This window comes from Halococcus agarilyticus, assembly GCF_000334895.1.
GTDB lineage: Archaea > Halobacteriota > Halobacteria > Halobacteriales > Halococcaceae > Halococcus > Halococcus agarilyticus.
This window is the reverse complement of record NZ_BAFM01000001.1, coordinates 1-23,939: the sequence shown is the minus strand read 5'-3', so window position 1 is coordinate 23,939 and position 23,939 is coordinate 1. Positions and strand designations below refer to the sequence as shown.

The 23,939-nt window shown below is 60.7% G+C and carries 19 protein-coding genes; 6 read left to right on the top strand and 13 right to left on the bottom strand.

Annotated features, from left to right (window positions below):
- Positions 1 to 209 precede the first annotated feature (209 nt).
- The gene (locus tag TX76_RS00095; RefSeq protein ID WP_049898146.1) at positions 210 to 1,844 is read right to left on the bottom strand and encodes an alkaline phosphatase family protein; all 1,635 of its coding nucleotides are present in this window, start codon (positions 1,842 to 1,844) and stop codon (positions 210 to 212) included.
- A 381-nt stretch (positions 1,845 to 2,225) separates the two neighbouring features.
- Positions 2,226 to 4,142 carry a sialate O-acetylesterase gene (locus TX76_RS00090; protein WP_079890698.1) on the bottom strand — a complete coding sequence of 639 codons (1,917 nt, stop codon included), beginning with the start codon at positions 4,140 to 4,142 and terminating at the stop codon, positions 2,226 to 2,228.
- Positions 4,143 to 4,468: 326 nt separating this feature from the next.
- On the opposite strand from TX76_RS00090, the gene TX76_RS00085 reads away from it, so the two are divergent.
- Both TX76_RS00085 and TX76_RS00080 read left to right on the top strand, forming a co-directional pair.
- On the top strand, positions 4,469 to 5,425 hold the full coding sequence (locus TX76_RS00085) for a hypothetical protein (protein WP_049898142.1): 957 nt from the start codon (positions 4,469 to 4,471) through the stop codon (positions 5,423 to 5,425).
- A gap of 73 nt (positions 5,426 to 5,498) precedes the next feature.
- Positions 5,499 to 6,263 (top strand): DapH/DapD/GlmU-related protein, encoded by a 765-nt coding sequence (locus TX76_RS00080; RefSeq protein WP_079890697.1) that lies wholly within the window; start codon positions 5,499 to 5,501, stop codon positions 6,261 to 6,263.
- A 70-nt stretch (positions 6,264 to 6,333) separates the two neighbouring features.
- Here TX76_RS00080 and TX76_RS00075 read toward each other — a convergent pair whose 3' ends face one another.
- The 6 genes from TX76_RS00075 to TX76_RS00050 all read right to left on the bottom strand — a co-directional run bounded on the left by TX76_RS00075 (position 6,334) and on the right by TX76_RS00050 (position 14,118).
- Positions 6,334 to 7,452 (bottom strand): glycosyltransferase family 4 protein, encoded by a 1,119-nt coding sequence (locus TX76_RS00075; RefSeq protein ID WP_049898140.1) that lies wholly within the window; start codon positions 7,450 to 7,452, stop codon positions 6,334 to 6,336.
- 189 nt (positions 7,453 to 7,641) lie between these two features.
- The gene (locus tag TX76_RS00070; RefSeq protein WP_049898137.1) at positions 7,642 to 9,150 is read right to left on the bottom strand and encodes an oligosaccharide flippase family protein; all 1,509 of its coding nucleotides are present in this window, start codon (positions 9,148 to 9,150) and stop codon (positions 7,642 to 7,644) included.
- Between the two features lie 105 nt (positions 9,151 to 9,255).
- A complete protein-coding gene (locus TX76_RS00065) occupies positions 9,256 to 10,380 on the bottom strand; it encodes a glycosyltransferase family 4 protein (RefSeq protein WP_049898136.1) in 1,125 nt (374 codons plus the stop codon).
- 197 nt (positions 10,381 to 10,577) lie between these two features.
- Complete coding sequence (locus TX76_RS00060) at positions 10,578 to 11,690, bottom strand: hypothetical protein (protein ID WP_154018963.1); 1,113 nt, start codon at positions 11,688 to 11,690, stop codon at positions 10,578 to 10,580.
- 502 nt (positions 11,691 to 12,192) lie between these two features.
- Positions 12,193 to 12,750: a DUF4330 family protein gene (locus TX76_RS00055; protein WP_049898134.1), complete on the bottom strand. Its 558-nt coding sequence runs from the start codon at positions 12,748 to 12,750 to the stop codon at positions 12,193 to 12,195.
- 249 nt (positions 12,751 to 12,999) lie between these two features.
- Positions 13,000 to 14,118, bottom strand: a complete 1,119-nt coding sequence (locus tag TX76_RS00050; protein WP_267462351.1) for a glycosyltransferase family 4 protein — start codon at positions 14,116 to 14,118, stop codon at positions 13,000 to 13,002.
- 136 nt (positions 14,119 to 14,254) lie between these two features.
- Here TX76_RS00050 and TX76_RS00045 point away from each other — a divergent pair, with 136 nt between their 5' ends.
- Together TX76_RS00045 and TX76_RS00040 are read left to right on the top strand one after the other, a co-directional pair.
- A complete protein-coding gene (locus tag TX76_RS00045) occupies positions 14,255 to 15,175 on the top strand; it encodes an alkaline phosphatase family protein (RefSeq protein ID WP_049898132.1) in 921 nt (306 codons plus the stop codon).
- Positions 15,176 to 15,351: 176 nt separating this feature from the next.
- The gene (locus TX76_RS00040; RefSeq protein WP_049898131.1) at positions 15,352 to 16,566 is read left to right on the top strand and encodes a glycosyltransferase family 4 protein; all 1,215 of its coding nucleotides are present in this window, start codon (positions 15,352 to 15,354) and stop codon (positions 16,564 to 16,566) included.
- 12 nt (positions 16,567 to 16,578) lie between these two features.
- On the opposite strand, the gene TX76_RS00035 is transcribed toward TX76_RS00040, so the two are convergent.
- From TX76_RS00035 to TX76_RS00025, 3 genes are all read right to left on the bottom strand, one after another.
- A complete protein-coding gene (locus TX76_RS00035) occupies positions 16,579 to 17,544 on the bottom strand; it encodes a glycosyltransferase (RefSeq protein ID WP_079890695.1) in 966 nt (321 codons plus the stop codon).
- A 127-nt stretch (positions 17,545 to 17,671) separates the two neighbouring features.
- Positions 17,672 to 18,514 (bottom strand): alkaline phosphatase family protein, encoded by an 843-nt coding sequence (locus TX76_RS00030; protein WP_228842266.1) that lies wholly within the window; start codon positions 18,512 to 18,514, stop codon positions 17,672 to 17,674.
- Positions 18,515 to 18,722: 208 nt separating this feature from the next.
- Positions 18,723 to 19,634 carry a glycosyltransferase family A protein gene (locus tag TX76_RS00025; protein WP_049898129.1) on the bottom strand — a complete coding sequence of 304 codons (912 nt, stop codon included), beginning with the start codon at positions 19,632 to 19,634 and terminating at the stop codon, positions 18,723 to 18,725.
- A gap of 119 nt (positions 19,635 to 19,753) precedes the next feature.
- Here TX76_RS00025 and TX76_RS17380 point away from each other — a divergent pair, with 119 nt between their 5' ends.
- Together TX76_RS17380 and TX76_RS00015 are read left to right on the top strand one after the other, a co-directional pair.
- Positions 19,754 to 20,467 (top strand): class I SAM-dependent methyltransferase, encoded by a 714-nt coding sequence (locus TX76_RS17380; protein ID WP_154018961.1) that lies wholly within the window; start codon positions 19,754 to 19,756, stop codon positions 20,465 to 20,467.
- A 246-nt stretch (positions 20,468 to 20,713) separates the two neighbouring features.
- Positions 20,714 to 21,802: an asparagine synthase-related protein gene (locus tag TX76_RS00015; protein ID WP_049898127.1), complete on the top strand. Its 1,089-nt coding sequence runs from the start codon at positions 20,714 to 20,716 to the stop codon at positions 21,800 to 21,802.
- An 85-nt stretch (positions 21,803 to 21,887) separates the two neighbouring features.
- Here TX76_RS00015 and TX76_RS00010 read toward each other — a convergent pair whose 3' ends face one another.
- Positions 21,888 to 22,076, bottom strand: a complete 189-nt coding sequence (locus TX76_RS00010; RefSeq protein WP_049898125.1) for a hypothetical protein — start codon at positions 22,074 to 22,076, stop codon at positions 21,888 to 21,890.
- A gap of 526 nt (positions 22,077 to 22,602) precedes the next feature.
- Positions 22,603 to 23,939 (bottom strand): polysaccharide deacetylase family protein (locus TX76_RS00005; protein WP_049898123.1); only part of this gene is annotated, 1,337 nt, incomplete at its 5' end.

Genomic DNA, 23,939 nt, shown 5'->3' with positions numbered 1-23,939 from the left:
CACTGACGCAGGTCGCCAAGTCGCCAGTCGTCGCCGGAAGCGATCGAGCGGAACAGCCACCGTTGGACCACATCGGTGTCGCGTGCTCGTTTGAACGTCCAACGAGGACATGGTGATTGCATGGGGCAAGCCGGGCCCTAGTCGTGTCGAGCGCGTCCGCGGCCGGAGCGTCGATCGCGCTCGCGGCCGGCGGTGGCGAGATGGTCCGATCACTCGACGTATCCCATGTCCCGGAGCCGGTCACGAACGACCGTCTCGGTGTTCTGCCGGGTCGCGTCCGCGAGGTACTCGCGGGTCGGGACGGTCGGAACCGACTCCAGTTCGCCGGGGACCGAAACGCCGGGGAGTTCGGCCCCGTCCATCGATTCCGGCGGTTCGACTCCGAGAAGACGGAGGGCCGTGGGGGCGACATCGACGACGCTCGGCGTGATCTCACCGGAGTCGCCGACCGTCGGTCCCGCCGCGATCAGCGCCCCGTGACGAGTGTGACTGAACTCGTCGGTCGTCTCGAAGACGTTCTCCTTGATGACGTCCGAAACCTTCCACCGCATGTCGGTCGGTTGGAGAACGACGTCCGGGGCGGAGGCGTCGTTCTCGACGGTCGATCCGTGGACCGCGTGCCGGTCGTACACGTCGTCGAAGACGGCGTTGCCGGCGTGATCGCGGAGTGCGGAGAGTTCGCGAACGAGCGAGCGCCGTAGCTCGTCGAACTCGTCCTGCGGAACGACGCCGTTTGGGTCCCGGCCGACGACGTTACATCGGAGTCCAAGCGCGGACACCGACCGGCAGTACGCACGCGATCGGGACACGTCGACGGCGTCGGCAGCGTCCACAAGAACGCCCGTCGGGAGGGCCCGGCGGATCGGCTCGTCGAGGCCGACGGTCGAAAGCAGCCGTTCGGCTCGCTGTGGCGTGATGCCCACCGCACGCAGTCCGTCGAGCATCTCCCCGAGGCCACGTCGGAGTGTGCCGTTCGCCGCGTCGGTCTCGCCGTCGGTCTTCCGTTCGCGTTTCGTCTCCTCGTTCCACGCGAAGCGATCGGATTCGGGCGACGTCGCGGCGTACCCCCGATCACGGAGCCACGTGTTGGCGTTGAAGACGCGGTCGTACTGGCGGATGCCGTGATCCGAGACCACGAGCACCGAGCAGTCCTCCCCGGCCAGGTCAAGCAGCGATCCGATGGCGTCGTCGACCCGGCCGTACACCTGACGGATGGCGCGCTGATCGTCGCCCATCGTGTGGAAGGCCGAATCGGTGCGCTGGAACTGGACCATCATGAACGACCAGTCGTGGAGGCCGTCGAGGCGCTCGGCCGCGGCCACCCGCGAGTCGGTGAGCCGTCCGTACTCCTCGATCCGTTCGCGTTTGGAGCCGACGTCGCGTGCGTAGATCCGATAGTCGTCGCCGAGGGCAGCCATCGGCTGGCGCTCGCCGTCGATCAAACAGTCCGCACCCTCCGGGGCGATGTAGCCGGGAACCAGGCTGCCACGGAACGAGTGGGCCGGATGAGTCACCGGGACGTTGACGACGATCGATTCGAGACCACACGCCGAAAGGAGCTCCCAGACGAACGGCGTCCGGATCTCGCGTGCGCTCACCAGCCGTGGCTCGTCGTTTCCGTGGTGATAGAAGTCGTAGACGCCGTGGTTCCACGGCGTCGTTCCGGTGACGACCGAGGGCCACGCCGAGGGCGTCCACGGTGGGTGGGTCGTCTCCAGATCGGCGGCGAGTCCGGAGTCGACGAGCTCAGCCAGGTTCGGCATGACGCCGGCCGAGAGCAGGGGATCGAGCTGTTCGAAACACGCCGCATCGAGACCGATCACCAGGAGCTGCGGGTTGCTCACGTTCGCCCCATCTTCCGAGATTCGTGTCGCCAGTCGGCTGTCTGCGGAAACGCATCGACAGCGAGGTGACTGCCAGAGACGGCACGATCCGAAACGGTTCGGGGGTCCCTTCCGGCCTGGTGTTCGGTCGAGCACCGAGCCGCACGGAAGACGGGGTGAATCGTCGGGATACGTCTACGTGCCGATTGACGGATGCTCATTGGCCCAACGAAACGAACCTGCCACCATACTTGTAACGGTTCCCTCGGCAGACCCTCCGTCAGTTTTTCGAACGTAGCCATCGTCGGATCAAGGGGCGAGTTCCGAGGGTCACAAGCGCGTTTCCACCCAGACACAGACCGTCATCTTCGGCCGAATTAGCTCGTTGTGGGCGGTTTCATTTCACTGAACTCTCTGACCGTTGCGATAGACAGTTGCGTTCCCATCCACGTTGATGGTGGTGAGTTTACCCGAGATCAGGTAGCTGTCGTCTCCGCTCACGACACCACCTGTCGCGCGCCCCGCGTCGGCATCGACCTCGTCAGCTCCCCCCAATCCGGTTCGCGGAGCGACGCCGCCACTGGCGGCGAACTCGTAGGTGCTCCACGACCCGCTTCCCTCGACGGTGAGGACGTCCGGCAGGTACTCCTCCACATTCAGAGCTTCGCCGTCGAGGTACACCGTGGCGTCGCCGCTCAGGCTGAGGCTCGTGATCTCGCCGGTGATGGTGTACCCATCGGAGCCGTCGATCACCCCGCCGGTCGCGCGCTGCCCATCGGCGCTGATCTCGTCCGCCCCGCCGATGTTGTTCCGCGGGCTGATGCTCCCGCTCACCGAGAACCCGTAGGTGGTCCACGAATCTCCGGTTTCAACGATTCTGAGCGTGCGTTCACCACCCACGTCGAGCAGTTCGCCGTTTCGATAGACGTCGGCAGTCCCCTCGACGCTGACGTCGGTGAGTTCGCCCGCGATGTAGTAGCTGTCGGAGCCGTTCCCGACGCCACCGGTCGCACGGCCGGTATCAGCGTGGACCTCGTCGGCACTCCCCAGTCCGGCTCGCGGAGCGACGCCGCCACTGGCGGCGAACTCGTAGGTCGTCCACGAGCCGTGGTTCCTGACCGTCAGTACGTCCGGCAGGTATTTCTCGACGTCCACTTGCGTACCGTTCAGGTACAGCGTCGCGTCGCTACTGAGACTGAGGCTCGTGATCCCGCCGGTGATAGTGTAACTGTCGTACCCACTCACCACCCCGCCGGTCGCGCGCGTCCCGTCGGCGCTGATCTCGTCGACCCCACTGACGTTCTTCCGGGGAGTTACTTTCCCACTGACCGAGAAACCGTACGTCGTCCATGAACCGTCGTTTTCCTCGATCGTGAGGGTGGAACTTTCCTCCAGATTCTCCGCACCCGTCTCACCCATCACGTTGTAGCCCCGTTGCGAGTAGTGGTAAACGTGGGACAGCACACCGAGTTCCTGTGTACTGACCCGGTGAGGAGCTATCCAGCCCTTGTCGGGGAAGTTCTTCTGGACCGTCGAGACCATCTGAACATCCTGTTCTGTCGTCGGGAAGTCGGCCTGTGCCGATCGAATCTTCCGGAACCCGCTCGTGTCCCCGGTGCTCGGCTTTCCGGTCTGGAATATCCAGATCGGGAAGTGGTCCTGGATGTTGTTGCGGAAGTATCCCAACATCTCTGAGAAAGCGCGCTTGTAATCCTCGATCGAGATCGTCCCGCTGTCGATCGCGTTCGCGTCGGATTCACCTTGGGACCAGAGCATCCCGCGCAGCCTCGGCTGGAATCCCTCGTTGCGGAGTGCATCCATCGCCCGCTCGGTCATGTTCACTGTATCTCCCCGGCGAGCACCACCGGCGTCCCAGTGGTTTTGACTATCCGGACTACCGTCACGGACGGCCGCGACCTGCGCTGATCTGCCGACAGCCGTCGGGATATAGGCGGCTTTCTGTCCCGTCCTGTCGAAGTACTTCTCGGCGAACGCCGGCCACGCACTCCCGGTAGCGGCTCCATACTGCCCGACCCCGACGGGATCATCGAGTTCGACGATATTTCCGGTGTCGTTTTCGAACTCGTAAGCAGTCCCCGATGGGGGGGCTGGCGACTTGCTGGCGTCACCGAGACCCTTGGCGTTCGATTGCCCACCGATCACGAAGACGTCGATTCGATCATCCAAAGCAGTTGCACTACCGTTCGGTTGCGAACGCCCGGTAGTTCGTGCCGTCCCGTCGGCTGCCGCAGCTCCACTCCCGATCAGGAAAGTGCCAGAAGCACCGACGGCCTTCAGAACCCGACGTCGTGTTGCCATGTCGACGATGTCACGGTACGAATAGTTAATAGTAACGGAGACGACGGTTCCGAAAATCGCGCTGGAGGCGTCGAAACGTGCCGAATACACCACACCGATCTGTAGCTGGCACCGATAGAAAGAGTGTGGCGGCGGGAATACCGACAACGAACACGGAACGTGGGTAGACCTGCAGTAGTCGACCGGATGGTACGCGGGACGGATCGACTACACGGGTCGTTCAGGTGTGCTTTCGGCTCTCTGCGCGCGATCAACGAAACGCGGCTCGATCCGCGATCCAGGCGACACAGAGAAAGTTTTTCATAGCAGAGCGGTGAGGAACGCCTATGAATTCGGCGACGGCGCTCGCGCGGTACGCCCTCGGGGAAGCCTGGGACCATCGCACCGACCGGGGGTGGTGGCTCCGTCGCGCCCGCGAGTGGAAAAACACGCCCTTTTATGCCGCATCCAGCACCCGCCGTGAGAGCTGCAGCGTGATGGACGCCGACTGGGACACGCTCGTCGTTCTCGACGCCTGTCGTGTCGACCTCTTCGAAGAGACTGTCGGAGCGGATCGGTTCGACGCGTATCGCCGAGTGCGGAGTCCGGCGAGCGCGACGAGCGAGTGGATGCGCTACTCGTTTCCCGACGAGTACGGCGATACGGTCTACGTGGCGGGAAGCCCGATGCTGGCCCGCCACGCCGCCGGCTCGTTCCATCGTGTGGAGGAAGTGTGGCGCGACGGATTCGATCCGGAGTTGGGCACGGTTCCGGCCGACCACGTCACCGACGCGGCGCTCGACGCCCATTCCGTGCACCCGAACAAGCGCCAGATCGTCCACTACATCCAGCCACACTACCCGTTCGTTCACGACCCCGACCTCCAGTTCTGGTCGTGGTCCGGGACACCGGAGCTCGATAGCGCCCATGCCGACGACCGTGCGCGCCACGTCTGGGAGGCGCTCGAAAAGGGCCTCGTCGACCGTGACACCGTGTGGGCGGCGTATCGACGAAACCTCGAATACGTCATGGAGCACGTCACGGAACTCCTCGACGGGATCGACGGACGGACCGTGATCACCGCCGATCACGGTAACCTCGTCGGCGAGCGGTTGACCCCCATCGTCGGCCCACGTGCGTACGGCCATCCGCCGTGCCGTCGACACCCCGCCCTCACGACTGTCCCGTGGGCGACCGTCGACAGCGCGCCGCGGCGCGAGATCACCGAGGGTGCGGTGGAGTCGCACTCGACCGCGAGCGAGTCCGAGGTGGACGAACGGTTGCGCGCGCTCGGCTACGTGTAGTGCTCGCCCGTTCGGGCGACGTCGCTTCGCCGAACGCGTAGCTTTATGCCGATTCGAGGGCTGGAGTGAGAGCATGTCGAGCCGCTCGCTCGTGAAAGCGATCGGTGCACGGGTAGCGACGGCTACTGGCTATCCGCCCATCGTCCGGCGGGTCATCAACCGTGCGCCGATCGACGATACCATCCGTGCCGCGGACGATGCATGCGTCGAACGCGGCGCACGGCTCGCGGGTGACGTGACGCTCGGTCCAGGAGCGCACGTCGAGTCAGGGAGCCACCTGAGTGGCGACGTGTCGCTGGCCGAGAACGCCCACGTCGGTCCGGACTCGAAGGTCACGGGGTCGGTCTCCCTCGATCGATACGTCAACCTCACTGCGGACATCGAGTTCATCGGGGGCGAGATCAGCGTCGGCGGGTTCACCCCGGTGGGACGACGGACGTCGTTTCAGGCAATCGACCACTCGACGCACAGACCGAGCACCCAATGGAAGTTCTACGCGGAGGTTCTCGACGAACGGCTCGAGATGGTCTCGAAGGGGCCGATCCGCGTCGGCAGCGACGTCTGGATCGGGATGGACACCACCGTTCTCTCGGGTGTGGAGATCGGTCACGGGGCTGTCGTCGGAGCCGGAGCAGTCGTCACTGGAGACGTCGAGCCGTACGCGATCGTCGCCGGCGTTCCGGCCGAGCACAGAGGATGGCGCTTCGACGAACGGACACGGGAACAGTTGCTCGACATAGCGTGGTGGGAGTGGGACGAGGACCGAATGCGGCGAAACAAGCGGTTTTTCACCACCGATCTCCGGGAGATCGACGATATCCACGGTGTGATCGAGTGATCGGGGGGACACAGCGCGCAGCCAAACCTCGAACCGATCGGTTCGCCGATAACCGGTCGGGTCCGACCGCCTACGAAAGCATGTCGTCGATCGCGTGCCGGAACTCCGCCGCGACGGTTTCTGGCGCGAACTCCCGCTCGATGTGTCGTCTGTTTCGCTCACCGACCGCCCGGCGTCGCTCCGGCTCCTCGACGAACTCGTTCAGCGAGTGGTACAGCTCGTCGTCGTTCTCGACCACAGCCGTCCCGCGGACGGACCGGTCGAGCAACCCCGCCATTCCGCCGCCGGTGTTGACGACGATCGGCGTTCGCGCCGCCTGGGCTTCGAGCACGGCCATCGGTCCGGCGTCCCGAAAGGAGAGGTGGAGGGCGATGTCCGCGTCGACGAGCAGCTCCTCGATCGGTGTGTAAAACCCGGTGAAGACGACTCTGTCCCGCACCGGTTCGTCGAACCGCTCGCGGATCCGCTCTCGCCCCTCCTCGTAGGCGGTTCCGGCACCGGCGATCACGAAGTGCCAGTCCGAATGGGCCTCGAGAACCCGCTGGATGGCCGGCACGAAGTGGACGATGCCCTCGTACTTCCGCCGATAGTTGAAGCTCGTTATCGCCGAGATGAACTTCTCGTCGTCCAGCCCGATGGCCCGTTTGAACCGACCCTCCGGCGTGGCGTCGAACCGGTCGGTTTCGAGCGGGTTGTGGACGACCCGAACCCGTTCGAGATCGACTTCGAGTTCGTAGGCGACCTGAGCCCGGAGGAACGGTGAGACCGGAAGGATGCGATCGGCCAGCGACAGCACCCGGTTCCGCACGAACTCCTTGTGGAGATTGTGGGAGTGCCGCCGGAGGTGTGACTCGGTGTGGGCGCGGTCGCGGAACTCCTTCCACATCCCGCCGCGGAGACGGACGACGAACGGGACATCCCGCTGTTCACACAGAATCCCCACGAGCAACGGAAAGAGACCGACGGAGTCGACCAGAACGACGGGCTTCTCGCCGTCGACGGCCGGAGCCGAGACGATCGGGCCGAGGTACTCGACGAGCGTTCCGGCCTGGCCGAGCCCCGGCACCGCTCTGAGCGAACGGGGAACGGGATCGCGACCTGGTTCGACGACGTCGAACGCCCGCCGCAGCGCGGGCGCTATCTTCTCGAGGCGACCGGATCCGACCGGGTAGAGTTTCGTTCGTCCCATCGCTGCGTCGTGAGAGCATCGAACCCGCGGGTCGCATAAAAACACCGTTGGTACGGGAGCCGATCGACAGCTCTCGCCGGGCCGACCGTCATCGACACTGTCGGCCGAACCGACGGCTGCCGTCGGTTCGGTGTCGTCCGATGGGGACCTCGACGACGATCGTGCGAACACGTCCGATCGGCCGTGCCGTCACTCGGAACCGATCAACCGTTGTAGCGGGCCCACTCGTGGGAGGGGGAGCTGCCGGAGGATCGTTCGCAGCTCCGTCGTTCCGATCGCGCCGGTCCCGATCGACGCCGCAGCGTAGACGACGAGGCCGACCGGCGGAACGACGACAAGTGAGACGAGGTCCGAGCCGATGGTGATCGCGAGACCGAGGATCACGATACCCGTGAGCGCGCCGCTCGCGACGACGCGTCCCAGCCGCAGATCGGCGAGCGGATCGTACCCGATGACTCGTGCGCCGGCGAGATGGAACAGGAGCATCGAGCCGTAGCCGACGCTGGTCGCGACCGCCGCGCCGCTCATCCCGTACGTCGGGATCAACAGGAAGTTCAGGACGACGTTGATCACCGCGGCACTTCCGGTCGCAGCGATCAGCGTTCGGAGGCTGCCGTTCGCCTGGCCGATCGCCATCAGGGGACGGGCGAGCGCGAACCCGAACGTGCCGGGGAGCAACAGCAAAAGCGGCGTGACCGTTGGCGCGAAACTCGCGCCGTAGTAGATCGAGACGAACGCGTCAGCGAGCGCCCCCAGTCCGAGAACGAGCAGCATGACCGAGACCAGCGAGTACCGTGTCAGGCGGCTCGCACGCGCGGAGATCCGGTCGTACCTGTCCTCGGCCCAGAGCTCGGCGGTCGAGTGCAACAGGGTGGTTTTCAGCGCTCGCGGGACGAACCAGAGGAACGCCGACACCACCAGTGCGGCCTTGTAGTAGCCTGCCTGGCTGCTGCCCCGAAAGAACTGGATCAGCAGGACGTCCGCGTTGAGCAACGAGCTGGCGAGAAACGCGTGGACGACCGACAGCACGTTGAACCCGAGCAGTTCCTGTCTCTCGATGTCCAGGGAGAGCGGGTCGATCACGGATCGCAGCTCGACGTGACGTACGGCGAACACCAGACAGAGGGCTGCCGCCACGAACAGACTGATCGCGTACCCGAACAGCGCGCCGGCGACCCCGAGCCCGGCGAGAACCAGCAGGATGCCGAGTCCCTTGAACAGCAGTTGCTGGAGCGCCGCCACCGGCTCGGAGTAGTGTTCAAGCCCGAGCGCCATGAGAGTGCCGCGTCCGAGGACGAAGAACTGATACAGCGGGATCATGAGCACGACGATGTAAAACAGGGGCCGGAACGACTCGCCGAAGAACACGTCGATGACCCCCGAGAGGACCGCGACGAGGACGGCGACGATCCCAACGACGGCGAAGCCGATCGCCACCCGGGTGTAGAACCCGAACAGTCCGTCGCGCCACGCGGGGTCGTTCGGATGTTCGCCGACGAACTTCCGGATGCCGGGGAACAGGCCGGCGTTGACGAGAATCATCAGCGGACCGAACACCGAGAGCACGACCGCGTACTGGCCGTACTGTGAACTGCCGAGGACTCTGATCAGGATGGGCGTGAGCAGCAGCGACACGAACATCGAGACGAAGTTCCCGCCGAGGATAGAGACGAACCCCTTGACGAAGCTTCGTTTCATCTGTCCGTCGACGAGCGTTCGGCGTCATCAGCCCGTAGAACGCGGTTCGCAACGACGATCGCCGCGTTCACGTCCCACTCATCTCGTGTTGTCGGTGAAACTCGTTCATGCTCTGTCGAGAACGTCGGCGTACAGTCGATCGTACTCCGCGGCCATCCGCTGTGCGGTGAACGCGCTCGCCGCTACCGCTTCGGCGCGGTTCCCCATCTCGTCGCGTCGATCGGCGTCGGTGACGAGTCGTTCGACGCGGTCGACGAACGCGGTCGCGTCGCCGGGCGCGACCACGAACCCGGTCTCGCCATCGACGATCGCTTCGCCGACCCCACCGACGTCGTACGCGACGACCGGGACGCCGGCGTGGAGCGATTCGAGGACGGTGAGCGGAAACCCCTCGAACCGGGACGGAAGGACGAACACGTCGAAATCGAGGAGGAGTTCGAGCGCGCGTTCGCGGAACCCGAGCAGGTGGATCTCGATCCCGTGTTCGTCGGCGTATCGCTCGCAGTCGGCCGCAAGCGGGCCATCGCCGATGAGGACCGCGGTCGCGTCGTGACCCCGTTTCTGGAGTTCGCCCGCGATCCGAACGATCCCGATCGGGTTTTTCTGGTCGACGAGCCGCGCTATCGCACCGACCACGACGGTGCCCGGTTCGATCCCGGCTTCCTCGAAGAGGGTTCGACGATCCGCCGGAACCGATACCGGCGGCACGCCGTTGTGGATCACCGTACTGTGAGTGTGCTGAATGATACCGCGTTCACGACCTTCGGCGAGATCGTTCTCCGAGACACAGACGATGGCATCCGTACTCCGCGCGAGAAGTCGTTCGCTCCGTGTTACGATCGGTGCCGCCCAGTCGTAGCCCGTGTTGTAAAACCCCCAGCCGTGGACCGTGAACACGGTCGGCGTTCCCGCGAGCTTCGCGGCGGAGCGGCCCAACATCCCGGCTTTCGTGCTGTGACAGTGAACGAGGTCGAACGACTCGCGCCGGAGCAGGCGATACAGGTCGACGAACGCGCGCGCATCGGCGGGACCTGGCGGGCTCCGCAGCGACGGTTGCTCGAACACCGGGATGTCGCGTGCCCGCAGTTCGTCGATGAGTTTTCCGCCCGTACCGCACGCCACCGCGGTGTTCGCTGCGGCCTCGGCTGCGAGGAGATTGACGATGCGCGGCGCGCCCCCCCAGTCCGATCGGGTGATGACGTGCAGGACGTCCGGTTCGGTGGCGCTCATGGAGTGGGGAGCCGTCTGATCTGGGCGGGTGCGTGCATCGATATCGTGGTCAGGTGCTGTCGGGGACCGCTAGGGAGACGTACCCGTGTCTCGCGTATCGCCCATCTGACGATTCGTCGCCGAACGCCGCACCGTGACGCAGTAATCCGACGGGGGAGAACGGATCGCTCGATACATGGTCTATCGATTGTACGCAATCAGTCCCGGCGCATAGTTGTAGTGCTTTCTGTCTCCGCCGAGACGATGGACTCCCGAGTGGCCTGGTCGGAGCGCTGCCGAAACGAGACGCTGGTGAGGGCAACGACGGCGAGGAGCAGGATGATCGGAACGAACTGGATGCGACGCCGGAACGCCGCGCCGGAGTTCATCTCGATGATCGCGTACGCGGTGATCCCGCTGATGGCGTAGGCAGCCAGGGTCGCTCGCTTTTCGGGATGTGCTCGAAGCAAGACGAAACCCCGTCCGGAAAGCAAGGTAGCGACGAACAGCCCCCAACCGCTGACACCGGCGAGGAGGTCGGTGAGACTGTCGACCTGCCACGGTAGCGGTGAGAACAGGAAATAGACGATTTTCACGGGGGCATAGAGGGCGATGTCGAGCCACGAGCGATAGTGGAGATCCGTGAGATATGCACTCCCACCACGAGCCCGAAGATGAGCGAACCTGTCAAGACCTGCCGGTGTCAGCGCCGTGCTCCCGCCGACGAAGTCGGCGAAATTGAGCGTGAAATAGGCGAGAACGGGCAGCAGGAGCCCCCCGACCACGACGAAGCGCCACGGTACGTCCCGGTTCCTGAGCGCGAGGGCGACGACGAGGGAGATTCCGACCACAGCGAGGTTTTCCTTCCGTGTGATGTATATCACCCCGACAGCCACGAGGAGGAGTGCAATATCGGTCGCTGGAAGGCGTTTCGTCCAGTGTGCTGTTCGCCAGACGTCTTCCTCTGGAAAGTGCTCATACAGCCGGTTGGGTTGCGTAAGTCGAAGAGCAACCCACACTGTCGTTAGCATGGAAAGTGCAACGAGGACCTCTCGTTGAATGACAACGGATCGATAGACGATGGACGGCCAGAACACGACAGCACCCGCCGCGAGGACGGCGTTCCGGCGCGTCGTGACTTGCTTTGCGATGGCATACGTGACGTAGCCGATCGCGGTCCCGTAGAAGGCTGTCCCGAGTTCACCGGCGAGTTGCCATCGACCGAAGACCAGATAAAACGGGGCATGTGTATAGGCAACGAGCCGTTCCATAGTACCCGTCTCGAGGACACCACCGAGCTGTCCACTCAGCCACGCGTCAGCCAGCGCCATCGCTCGCTCGTGGTGACTGATGGAGATGTCCGGCTGAGTCAACACGCCCAACCGAAAGTTGAGAACGACGATACCGAGCCGGAACAGATATCCCGCCGCCAACAGCGCGAGGAGAGTGTTGCCTCGCCAGTACTGACGGAGACCGAACAGCGACACGCCGAGTGCAAGCGCGACGACACCGATCCACGGGGTGAGAAAGCGGGTAGCGGCGACGATGCCGAGAATCATCATGCCAAGCAGAACGAACAGCCATGCTCGCGCGTGGTACGAGTACGAACCGAACGTCGAGGTAGCGCTCACGTCAGCTGTCAGCCAGCCGTAGAATCGTGAATCCGGGAGCCAGCGGCGGATCGTCCGCCAGCCATGGCCGACGAACGAGCGGGCGAAACGGGTTGAAACGTCGTCGTAACCGACAACGGCCATCCGTACCGAGCGCGATCCGTCGACCCATCGCTGGATACGGCCTCTCGACTTCGTCCCCGTCCCAGACGTGTCAACCATATCAGGTCCGCGTTCGTGCGTTCGTGGTCGTCGTACGACTCGTCCTGAAATCCGTCACGATGGCGTTCACGATGACGTCACCGAGGTCGAGCTGGACTTCCTTGCCGATATAGAGCCGCTCGCCTTCGAACTGCACACGACCCTGCTGTTCGGTGACGTCGAGCCGGAGCCGGAGACTCGCGTTGGAGGTCGTGTTGGGTCCCGTCTCGACGGGTGTCGTTCGGGACGTACCCAGTACGGCCGTGATGTTCTCGTTGCCCGGAACCGGCCCCTCGTCGATGGCTTCAACGATATAGGGTGCATCGTCGAGTAACTGAAATCGGACAACTATAGAAGACCGATTTGCGTTCGATCCCCCGGTTTCGGTGGCGTTCCCGGACACGGTTCCGGTGGCGTCTTCGGACGCGGTTCCGGAAGTCTCGGCCCCACCGTCCGTCGACGAAACCGAGACGAAGACCGCACCCGCTGAGACGATCAGAGCGATGAGGAGCACTATGCCGACCGCGTCGATAACGTTCACGGTCCCGAACAGTCGCCCGTTTTCGTCGATGCCTTTCATGAGTCTCGGAGACAAGTCCGTGACGAAATCCGACGGGACACGGACAAAAGTGTAGCGATACCCGGCACAGTCGCTCGTTGCCCTCTCACTCGCGTTGCCGTTATCGGATAGGATCCTCCGTATCGAATCAGCGTTCAGCAGTCCACGACATCTGAGTCAACCGTTCGTCATCAACGCCTCCCGATGCTGCGCACGACTGACTTCACGCACCGACAGACAGCGCCTCGAACTGATGGAGCGATCAACGAACTAATGTTCCTCAGCTATCAATTTCTCGTAGACGGCCAGCGTCTCGCTCGCCGTTCGTTCCCATGAGAATTCTTGATATCGCCGTCGTCCGCGTTTTCGCAGGCAGTCACGAGTTGATTCGGAGGTCAACACACGCTCCAAGGCATCGGCGAGAGCAGACGTGTCCGTCGGGTCAATGTAGATACCAGCGTCGTCGACGACCTCGGGAATCGAGGTTCGATTGGAGACGATGACGGGCGTTCCGTGTCCCATCGCTTCGAGCGGAGGCAATCCGAACCCTTCGTACAGGGAAGGATAAACGAACGCCGTAGCGTGTGCGTACAGCCGAGCCAACGTATCGTCGTCAACTCGGCCGAGAAACTCAACGTCCTTTCGGTACGGGACGGATATCCGATCTCGTAGCTCGGCGAGGCTATCGCCGTACTCCGCGCCAGCGATAGCCAGCTTCACATTCGTTCCGTCACCCCGACTCCGAAGTTCGTTGTAGGCGTCGACGAGAGTGGCGAGGTTCTTATGTGGACGCAGCGAGCCGACGAAAAACAGATACGAACCATCGACCGGGGACGATCCGTCGATGTCAGTCCGTGCACCTCCAGGACCGTGTGGAACGACTGTGACGTTCTCACTCTCGACGTCGAACTCCGTGACGATGTCAGAGCGGGTGTGCTCCGAAACGGTAAGAACGTGGTCGGCGGTACGAGCGCTTCGCCGAATCATCGCGGTGATATAGCGGTGTTTGAGCGATCCCAGACCCCGAAAGTACGAGGGAAAGTGGACGTATTTCAGATCGTGGACGGTGACGAGAGACCGCCCCCGGACGAATAGTGGGAGATACGATGAAAGCGAATGAAACAAATCGTATTCGAAGGAATGTCTGAGGAAATACAACTGTCGCCGGGGACCGACACCCCTGATATCAGCCGGAGTCGTCGTGACGTTCTTTCGTTTCGACCAGTGATCGATGTCCCAGTTCCGGCTGTCTCTCGGCGGGACGATAATTTCGAAACGAAGTTCTCGAGCCATCGGCACTAGTGTATCGAGGAGTTCGTAAGCGTATCGGCCCGCCCCGGAAACCCCTCCTCCAAGAGGACTAGCGTCGATGAGAACTGACCGTGACATCTGGGGCACTATAAACGTCGTCGTCCGCAGCGGGTGATATATCATTTCATTCGTTCGCTGTCGGTCGGTGCTTCCTGTGCTAACACGCAGACAGCCCGACCACAACCCTCATTCCCTCCTCGCGTCACCCAGTAGTATGGACACGAGTTCACGGCTGGGCCGGGCGATCAACAATCCGGTGCTTTTTTTCCGGTACGCGAACCGACTCTACCACCGGCGGTTCGGTCGTCGTGAACACAATACCGACGGCGTCAGTGTCTTCGATGAAGATTGGGACAACCTCCTCGTTCTTGATGCCTGCCGATACGATATGTTCGCGCGGTGCTCGGAACTACCGGGCCGACTCGAACGCCGCCAGTCGAAAGGCTCCGCGACCACCGAGTTCCTGTCTGCGAACATGGATGATCGTGATCTCCGGGATACCGTCTACGTAACGGCCAATCCGCAACTCTACCGAAACCGTGAGTCAATACGCACGACGTTCCACGACGTGATCCACGTCTGGCAGGAGGAAGGGTGGGACGAGGAGTACGGAACGGTGCTTCCCGAGACGGTGACGGAGTACGCGACGCGTACGGCGCAGGAGTACCCCGACAAACGCCTCGTCGTCCACTACATGCAGCCACACTACCCGTTCATCGATTCGGGAACCGACTTCGACAAGGGACACCTCACCGGCGCGCGACGCGAAAGCCTCTGGAGTCAATTGTTGTACGGCGCGCTCGATGCCGACCAGGCCGACGTCTGGCGGATCTACGAGGCGAACCTGGAGCGCGCGCTACCACACGTCGAGGAGTTGATGGATGCTCTCGACGGAAAAACGGTCGTCACGGCCGACCACGGCAACATGGTGGGCGAGCGCGCGTTCCCGATCCCGATGCGTGAGTGGGGCCACCCACGAGGCGTGTATACCGACGAACTGATCACAGTACCCTGGTTGGTCCGGGAGGACGGTCCTCGGCGGAAGATTCGGCGAGAATCACCCGTCACACAGTCGAACGAGGTAGACAGCGAGGTAGTGGCTGACCGGCTTCGAGATCTGGGCTATACCGAATAGCGGTTACGCACGGGCCTTGGCTCTTGTTTCCGGCTGTCAGCTATCGGTATAATTGCGGTAGCTTCTGAGTAGTATCTGTCGATCATAATATGCGCAACCGACACTGAAAAGAGCCATCCGATTTCAGATCGAAGCGTGAACCACCTCGAAGACGAATACGAATTTCTGCTATAGATATGGAGATCGCATTCGTCCATCCGGAATACCCACGGAGCGAAGGAACGGGAGCAGCTCACAGTGCATCGCGGATCGTGCTCGAGTTGGCCAAGCGGGGACACGACGTCACCGTGTACTGCACGGAGCGCCCACCCAGTTCCGAGGAAGGGGACACCGAGCTCCCTCTCGAGTTCCTCGAGCTATCCGGTTACCCGTACCATTCGGGTGTACGACTGAATCAAGCGCTCCGCAGTCGAGCAAACGAGTTCGATGCGTACGACCTGATTCACAGCTATTACTCCCCAAGTACCCCCGCGTTGGCCGAAATCGGGTCACGGACATCGACCGCCACAGTCGTGACGCTGAACGCCTACCGCGGCATCTGCCCGAAAAACGATCTTCGGTACCTGGACCGGGAGCCATGTACGAGCAACGGCGTGATGAAATGTACCGCCTGCTCGCTCGCGACGAGCGGCGGTCACGACGAGTACAGCAGTGCGTACCGCACGGCAAGCAGACTGGGTTACCTCAAACTGGTTCGAGAAAGCGGCCGGAACGCCGATCGGATCGACGGCTATCACGCACTCTCTCCCCACGTCAAGGCAGCGTACGCTGACTTCGGGTTTCCTCGGAATCGTATTCGAGTGATACCCAACATGCTTGACGAGACGTTCTGTCGGGAACACGAGAGCGACTTCGGCGAACCGTACGAACTCCTGTACGTGGGTTCATTGGATAGGCACAAAGGCGTCGACAAGCTGCTCCCGATTCTCACACAGCTCCGTCGGCGATCGCCACGTGAGTTTCAGTTGACCATCGTCGGGGACGGCGGACTCCGTTCGGAACTCGAAAAGCAAGCGAGGGAACGAGACCTCCGTTCTGCCGTCTCGTTCACCGGTCAGCTCCCGAACGACGAACTGCCGGGCGTGTACGCTGCCCACGACCTGTTTCTCTATCCTGGCCGGTGGGACGAACCGTTCGGACGGGTCTTTCTCGAATCGCTTGCGGCGGGGACGCCGGTAGTTTCCAGCGACGTTGGCAGCGTCGGTGACATCATCGGCAGCGGGGGCCGGACGACGGATGGGACAGTACGCGATTTTTCGCGGTCGATAATCGAGCTCGTGGAGAACAACGAACTGCCCACCCTCTCCGACGACGCAAAACGGACGGCAGCGGAGTACCGGGCCGAGACAGTCGTCCCGGAGTTCGTCGAACTCTACGAACAGGTGCTGTAGCTGTCGTTCCGATCAACGGGATGGGTTCTGCACTCCTTTCGAGGATAACGTCTCGTTGTGGCCGACCGCGAGTTCATACAGTTCACCGAGAGCTCTACACAGTTTGCTGAGGTAAACGATGGCGAACAGTCCGATGAGATCCCGCTTCGAGAGTTGCTCCGTTCGGGTGGCCCGAAGGTAAAAACGAACCGGATGCGGCGGGAGATATTTCCGCGGGTCGAGCAGGCTTCGCGTCTCGAACCGTTCCGGAAACCGTGTCCGCAGGTGAGTTTTACCACGACCAGTACGGATGCTTTTTTCGATCAGCTCAGAGACAGTGGCACGAGCCGAATGATACATGACGATGCTGGGTTCGAAGTGCTGGTCGAACCCAGCATCGTGAACGCGGCGGCCGAACTCGCGGTCGGCCGAAAACCGGAGTCGATCGTCGAACGTTCCGACTTCCTCGAACACCGACCGCCGAACCACCAGACAGCCAGTTCCCGCGAAATCGCTCTCCTCGATGTACCGCTCCATCCGGAAGCCGAAGGTCTTGTCGTATTTCGCAACGAGAGTCTCCTCGTCGCTGTCGTCGTAGAGTTCGACGTTGCACCCCATGTAGCTCCGGTCGTTTTCGGTCATCGCCGCCACGACCGATTCGAGCCACGTCTCCTCGACGGTCATGTCGGCATCGATGAACGCGAGCAGCGAGCCGTTCGCGCTTCGTATTCCGGCGTTCCTGGCAGCAGCGGGACCCTGTATCTCGTCTTCGATTTCCAGGGAGAGTCGATCGGGATACTGTCCGCAGAACGCTCTGATCACCGACTGCGTCCCGTCGTCAGAGCCGTTGTCGACGGCGATGATCTCGTAGGATGTTTCGGGGTACGTCTGCGCGAGAACCGATTCGAGCGTCACTCGAACTCCCTCGGGGTCGTTGTACGCCGGGATGACCACCGAAACCAGTGGTCGAGCGGTGTCCGCTTCTTCCGCTGCGTTCATCACGCGGGACACAGATCACAACGACGTTTATTCGTTTCTCTTCGAGAACAGGAACGAAACACATGCTATATGCGAGATCGCTGATCGTATCGACCACAGAGATCACTCCTTCGTCGGCCAGGTTTCGTTACAGATAACCGAGGTCCGCTAGATGGTCTTCGATATCAGTCGAGGTCTCGTTGTCCTCTTCGGCTGGCGTGTGCGTCCGTGCATCCGACGCGGTCGTTTCGACCCACGGCACTTTCCTGACGGCGGGAAGCGGGCTCGCGTTCGGATGGCCGTACTGGCCCCATTCGCCGAACGCCTCGCCGTGGTCCGCCGTGATCACCACCCGTTCGGCATCGAGGTTTTCGAGCAGGAGTTCGACATCGTTCAGGACGAGCCGGAGGTTGTCGAGATACATCGCCCACGCTTTCTCCCTGGATAGCTCTCCACGACGGAGCGGCGGAAACGGGTCCGACTCGAAGGAGGAGGGGGCACTGTCAGTGGCGACCGCGTTCGCGAGGTACGGCGCGTGCGGCTGGTTGTAATGAACGATCAGTCGCTCCGAAGTCTCGTCGCGTCCGAGCTCGATCGCTCGATCAGTGATGTAGCGTGGCGGGACGTTCCCGAGGCGGTCGTCGTGGCCGGTCCCCCATACTCCTTTCAAGAGTTTGAAATCCGCTGCATCAACGACATCGAAGGCGGGGAACGAGAGCGGATTGAAGTCCAGAATCGGCCGTCCACCCTCCTCGAACGTCTGCTTGGCGAATCCGTTCCCGACCAGATAGATCGTGTCGGCGATTGCATCGCGCCACTCTCGCGTGAACGTCTGGGCCATCCATTCCTGAGAAGTACTTCCTCGCGACCAGATGCTATCGACATCGTCGATGAAATCGAACTCGTCGGCGACTGCTTCGAGTGCGTCGACGCGACAGGCATCCAGAATGAGTAACGCGTCCCAGTCGCGCTCGTAGACGTTCGTTCCCATCGGATACCGAGACGTGAGAGTGAACCACGGCCCCCGGTAGCACATCTTCGCGAGAATGCTAAGGGTATGCCGTAGGCCGTTCTTTTCGACGCTTTCAGCTACTCTTTTTACCGACTCAGGGAGCATTTGTCGAATCGTCCGTTTGGTCTCTTCAAATAGTTACTGAATCATCTTACGCTACACGGCTAAACCCGAGATGCTCGGTTACTCACCTGTCCATGAACATAGAGATATTCCTCCGAGCGATGTCGGGGGCTGAGCGAATCGACTTTTTGAGAAACGCTTTCGAACCTTCCTCTTGATAGTACCTCTTCGCCCGTCCAACAATCGTTAGGTCTTCGTAGTGGGTAGAGTACCAGTACCGATAGTCAGTACGGAAGTCATCGTATCCCCATTTACCGAGGAAATACTTTTCAGCAAACTCATATTTCTCGTCGGCACGTCTGTGGGATATGTACTCCGTATCTCCTCCGGGGTAATGTCGGAAGAGCACTTCGGGAGAGATACCAAACTTCCAGTCAGTATTCAGCCAATGTCCGAGGTAAAAATCGGCGTGAGCACGGCCTAGAGGATATTCGGGATCCCACGAGTAGTCCTGAAGACACTCCTTGCGGAATAGCACTGCATTCGGGATGAAATCGAATTCGACGAAGGGCGAGCCAGAAATGTACTCGATATTCTTTTCTTCGTACCGTGCGCCACGGACTAAGTCATTGCCTTCCTCATGGAAATCCTTGGCATCTTGCCACAGCTTTCCTTGGTCGGGTTCGATGAGTGATCCGGCGATCCCGCCGATATCAGGACGCTCCTCCAACTGATCAAGCAAGAGCATTGCGTTATGTGGGAGTTCGTGATCGCTATCCACAACGAACAGATAGTCCTCGTCAAATTCTTTCACGATACTGTCACGGCTATATCCTAGTCCAATATCGTACTCTAGATCGAGAACCACGAGCTCGAATGCAAAATCTTCGTTGTAGAGCTGCTCTTTTTCGGGCGTCATTTTCCCGTTGTCCGCTATATAGACCTTGTCGATAGGTTGCTGCTCGACTGACTCGAGTAGTCCGCTGAGTTTGTCCGTGCGGGTCAGAACCACGACGCCGAGCGCAATATCAGGCATGGAGCGGATCAGTATTGCAAACAGTATTTATTTTTTGATTTGGAGGGGTGGGATATCCTCTCAGAAGATCCGATTAAGAAGGAGTCGTTTTATTCGCAAGGGGGGCTTCAGACTATTCCATGAAGCAGTGGGTTAACCAACACGCCCCCAAAGCCGCGTTGCGCGTACTTCGGCCACCATACCGTAAATGGAAGCAGATACAAGAGAATGGTCAACGGATATGGGAGCGAGCGTTGTTCGCTGGGCACCAACGCGGACTTTTCGAATTGGACGACATCTACGAGGAGTCCTTCTATGCACGGCGCAGACAGGACCCTTGGCGATCCGATGCGCACAATGTGTCTGAAGTCATTAACAGCAAGTATAGTCCTGATAGCGTGATTGATTTCGGCTGCGCTATTGGTGCTCACCTCGAAGTGTTTTTCGAAGATGGAGCAACCGTGCATGGCGTTGACGGGAACAGAGCGGCATTTGACCATGCAGTAATTCCAGACGAGTATTTGGAACAGTACGATCTCCGGAATCGGTACACAGTCGATCACACCTACGATCTTGTACTCTGTTTCGAGCTGGCCGAACATCTCCCCGAAAAGTCCGCTGACGGGCTTGTGAAGACGCTTGTTGGGGCGGGAGACACCATCGTGATGACCGCTGCAACGCCTGGACAAGGTGGAACTCATCACGTCAACACACAGCCACGAAAATATTGGATTGATAAATTTCATTCACAAGGGATGACTTACGACGAGCAAGCAGTACGGTATCTCCGCGATCACATAAACGTTGAGAAAACAACGTGGATTCCGAAAAACCTTCTTGTTTTTAATCGATAGCTCGTGAGACTTCTACTCAGAAAGCCACTATCCTATGATATAGACACCTTTATTAAAGGTGGACTTGGTCCAAGTGCATGAACCTTCCCCGTGCCGTCATTGAGAACACACTTTACTACGGATTATTTTCCTCATGAAAGTTGTAGCACACTTGATCGCCGATTTACTAATGGTACAAATGTAGATACAGACAAGCAGAGGGGAGTAAATCTTCTTGATGCTGGGAAAGAGGCCCTCCGAGAGGCGATGGACGAAACATTCGCATCGTGTCCCAGAGGCGCAACGCACATCGTCCCGCTCAGTGGAGGTCTCGACTCGCGGACCATCCTTGGACTTCTCTTAGAACACGTCGGTCCATCGCAGATTCTGACCGTTACCTACGGCATTCCGGGGACGTGGGACTTCGACATTCCCCGTCGCGTCGCGGATGTCACTGGTGTTGAAAATATCCCGATTGATCTCAGTCCCTCGAAGACTCAGTGGTCACATGACGATCTTCTTAACTATGCTAGAGAGCTGGATCACCCGAACAGAGTTTTTGAGGGGTACATCAATTATGCCGCTCGAAAGCGCGCAAAACAGCGCGTTGAGGGCCAGACTGTTTTCTGGAGTGGGTTCTTCGGTGAGGCACTGGCCGGCGCGCACCGGAGCAACTTCTCGACAGATTGTGAGGACTGGGCTGAGGCCTGCGAGCAGTTCGCAGTGTGGAATCGGTCGTGTGATGCCGAGTTCGTCCCTTGTGGGTTCGACCCGACAGCAACACTTCCCCCCACCCAGTGGCTCAAAGCTGGTGCGCTTTCGTATGGCGATCAGTTGGACTTCGGGGTTCGACAGCCGTGTTTTATTAACCCCATCGCCGTACCGTTGGACGATCAAGCCCCATTTTACCACGAGGAGTGGGTGTCGTTCATCCTGAGTGTTCCCGAAACCCATCGTGACGACAGGCGACTGTTTAAGCAACTCATCCAAGATATGTTTCCTGATTTGTTCTCCCTTCCTACCCAGACGCGGGCCGGAAACCCCCTCGGTGCGGATTCTAAATGGTCCGTTCTCAATAACAAGGTTGCAGATCTTCGATATTGTTGGGATAAGATGACAAAAGATCATACACTCCACTCCAACGGCCAGTACCTCAATTTCGACATGGCTCTCCGGCATCAGACATCGTTCCGCGATGTCGTCAAATCGCTCATCGGTCGGCTTGCCGAACGGGGGGTGGTCGAGTGGTGGAATCCGTGGACCATCTGGAGCGATCATCAACGAGGTAGTGATTTCGGACAAGAATTGCGAACTCTGGCGTCGCTTGAGCTATTTATCGAAGCGAACTATAAATAATATTACATATGGTAAAGCCGAATATTTTGGATAGAATTCTGACACACACCCTGCGACCGGTGACTAAGTTACAGTGGAGTAGAAATTACAGTTCCTGGAGTTCCTTGACCATTTCGTCGAGGTCTCGTTCGACACTGTCGAACTGTTGCTCTCGCGGCTCTGTCAGTAGATCCGCCGAGCGGAGGTCGGACTGCGCGTCCTTCACCGTTTCCTGGGCATCGTACAGCTGCTCGATCGCGTGTGTGACGCGGGATTCGTCGCCGGATTCACTCATGGGTAGTCGTGACGGGGTGTAGGCAAAACGATTCGGGCAGCAGGTGCAACGAATGGCTACCGTATGTCAGGACGGTAGTGTGGATCCTTCAGGGTAGTTGGATCACGGAGACCGACGGCCGCCAGTCGGCGACCCTCGTATGCGTGATATGCAACGGATCAGGGTCCGTCGTGCGCGATTCGACGATCCACAACGACAGCGACATGCACGGTGCGGTGATCGACTTGGAGAAAAGCAGGTGGCGCGGTATCGAGCCCCCGGCAACAAGCCGACCGAGTTCGCCAACGTCGACTTCGAGGGTTCGCCACCGAATCCGACGGTCGACACGAACCGGCGGAAAAAGGTCCGGATAGAGAGCTGTTCAATCGACATACCGTACGCCTCTTAGACTGCGTGGCGTCCGACGAGCTGCTTTTCGCGGTCATGTGACTTGGCGCTCTCGCTCGTGCTCTGAGCGTTCAGTGGTAACCGAAGCGCAACGACGACGCTGAACGGTCCGCTGAAGCGTGGGGAAATCCAACTAATATCACTGCTCGTCGGCGAAATCAGACGCAGTCAACACATCCAGATCACGCACCTCTATCCGGTCGAGTATCCTACGAAAATCGCTCATTGGCAGTCGCGAAGTTCCGACTTGATGAGCCATCAACGTGACCACGGTGTCGTATCGCGCCGCGTAGTCGATAGCAGCGAGTGCCTCGCTCACGTTGTCGGTGTTCACGCGGGGGACCCACGCCGCCTCGGTGACGGTCCCTCCGCAGGGGGTGGCCCCGCCGCCGAAGCTCAGCTCGTGGTATTCGCCCGCCAATTCCATCGCGTCGCGGTCGAAGTCGCCGAACGGCCATATGAGACACCGTGCGCCGCGGTCGAAGCCGTGACCCAACAACCATCGTTTCGTATCTCGCATCAATTGCTCCGTCTCGCTGGCTGGAATACTTCCCAACCCACCACTCACGTCCTTTGCCTGGGGATGGCTCGCCATCGTCCACCCATCGCTCTGCATCTCCCGCATTTGGTTGAGCGTCAGACTGCCATTACTGCCGATCACTCGCGGGATGACCGCGCAAGTCCCCGGCATCCCCCGTGATCGCATCTCTGTGAAAGCGTTGGTGTAGTGAGTCCGGTTGGCATCGTCGAACGTCAGGACGGCTGCCCCTTTGTTTCGCTTCGGCGTCGTGCGGATGGCGTCAATGTTCATCCGGACGCGCTTGCCACCGGTGTAGCACTCGATCCCGAACCGGCGGACGGCACCGAGATCCGGCGATCCGCGGATGTCCGACGCCCCGAGCGCGACCCGGACCCAGCCGTGTTTCCGCGAGAGATATCGGGTAGTGATGAACTGGTCGCTCGCAGTTTCCGCGTACAACTCGACGCGGAGTGTCTCGTGAGCAGCCTCTCCCAGTCGAACGGCGAGCGAGAGATCGCGATGAGAGAACGCCCGACCCGCGGGGAAATCGACCGCCATGCCGATACGGTCGTCGTCCGAGTAACCGTCGAGACGCGCGGACGATGGGTCGTCGTCGTGGAACTGCCACTCAGTATCCAACGAGAAATCGCCGTTCGTTACGTACCAACCCCCTGCCTTGTTGAGATTGCTGAAATCGTCGAACGTGTCCCCGCGACGGTGTGATTGGGCGCGAGCGTCGTAACCGAGCTTGAGGCCCGTACCGTTGCCGGGCGAGTCCGGATGGATTTGCTCTCCGTTTCTATAGATGGTCGCGTCACCATCGACTGTGAGACCGCTTATCTCCCCCGAGACGTGGTAGCTATCCGATCCGTTCGCGACGCCACCAGTCGCACGCCGGGTATCGACGTCGATTTCGTCCGCACTTCCCAGCCCCGCTCGCGGAGCGATACCGTCAC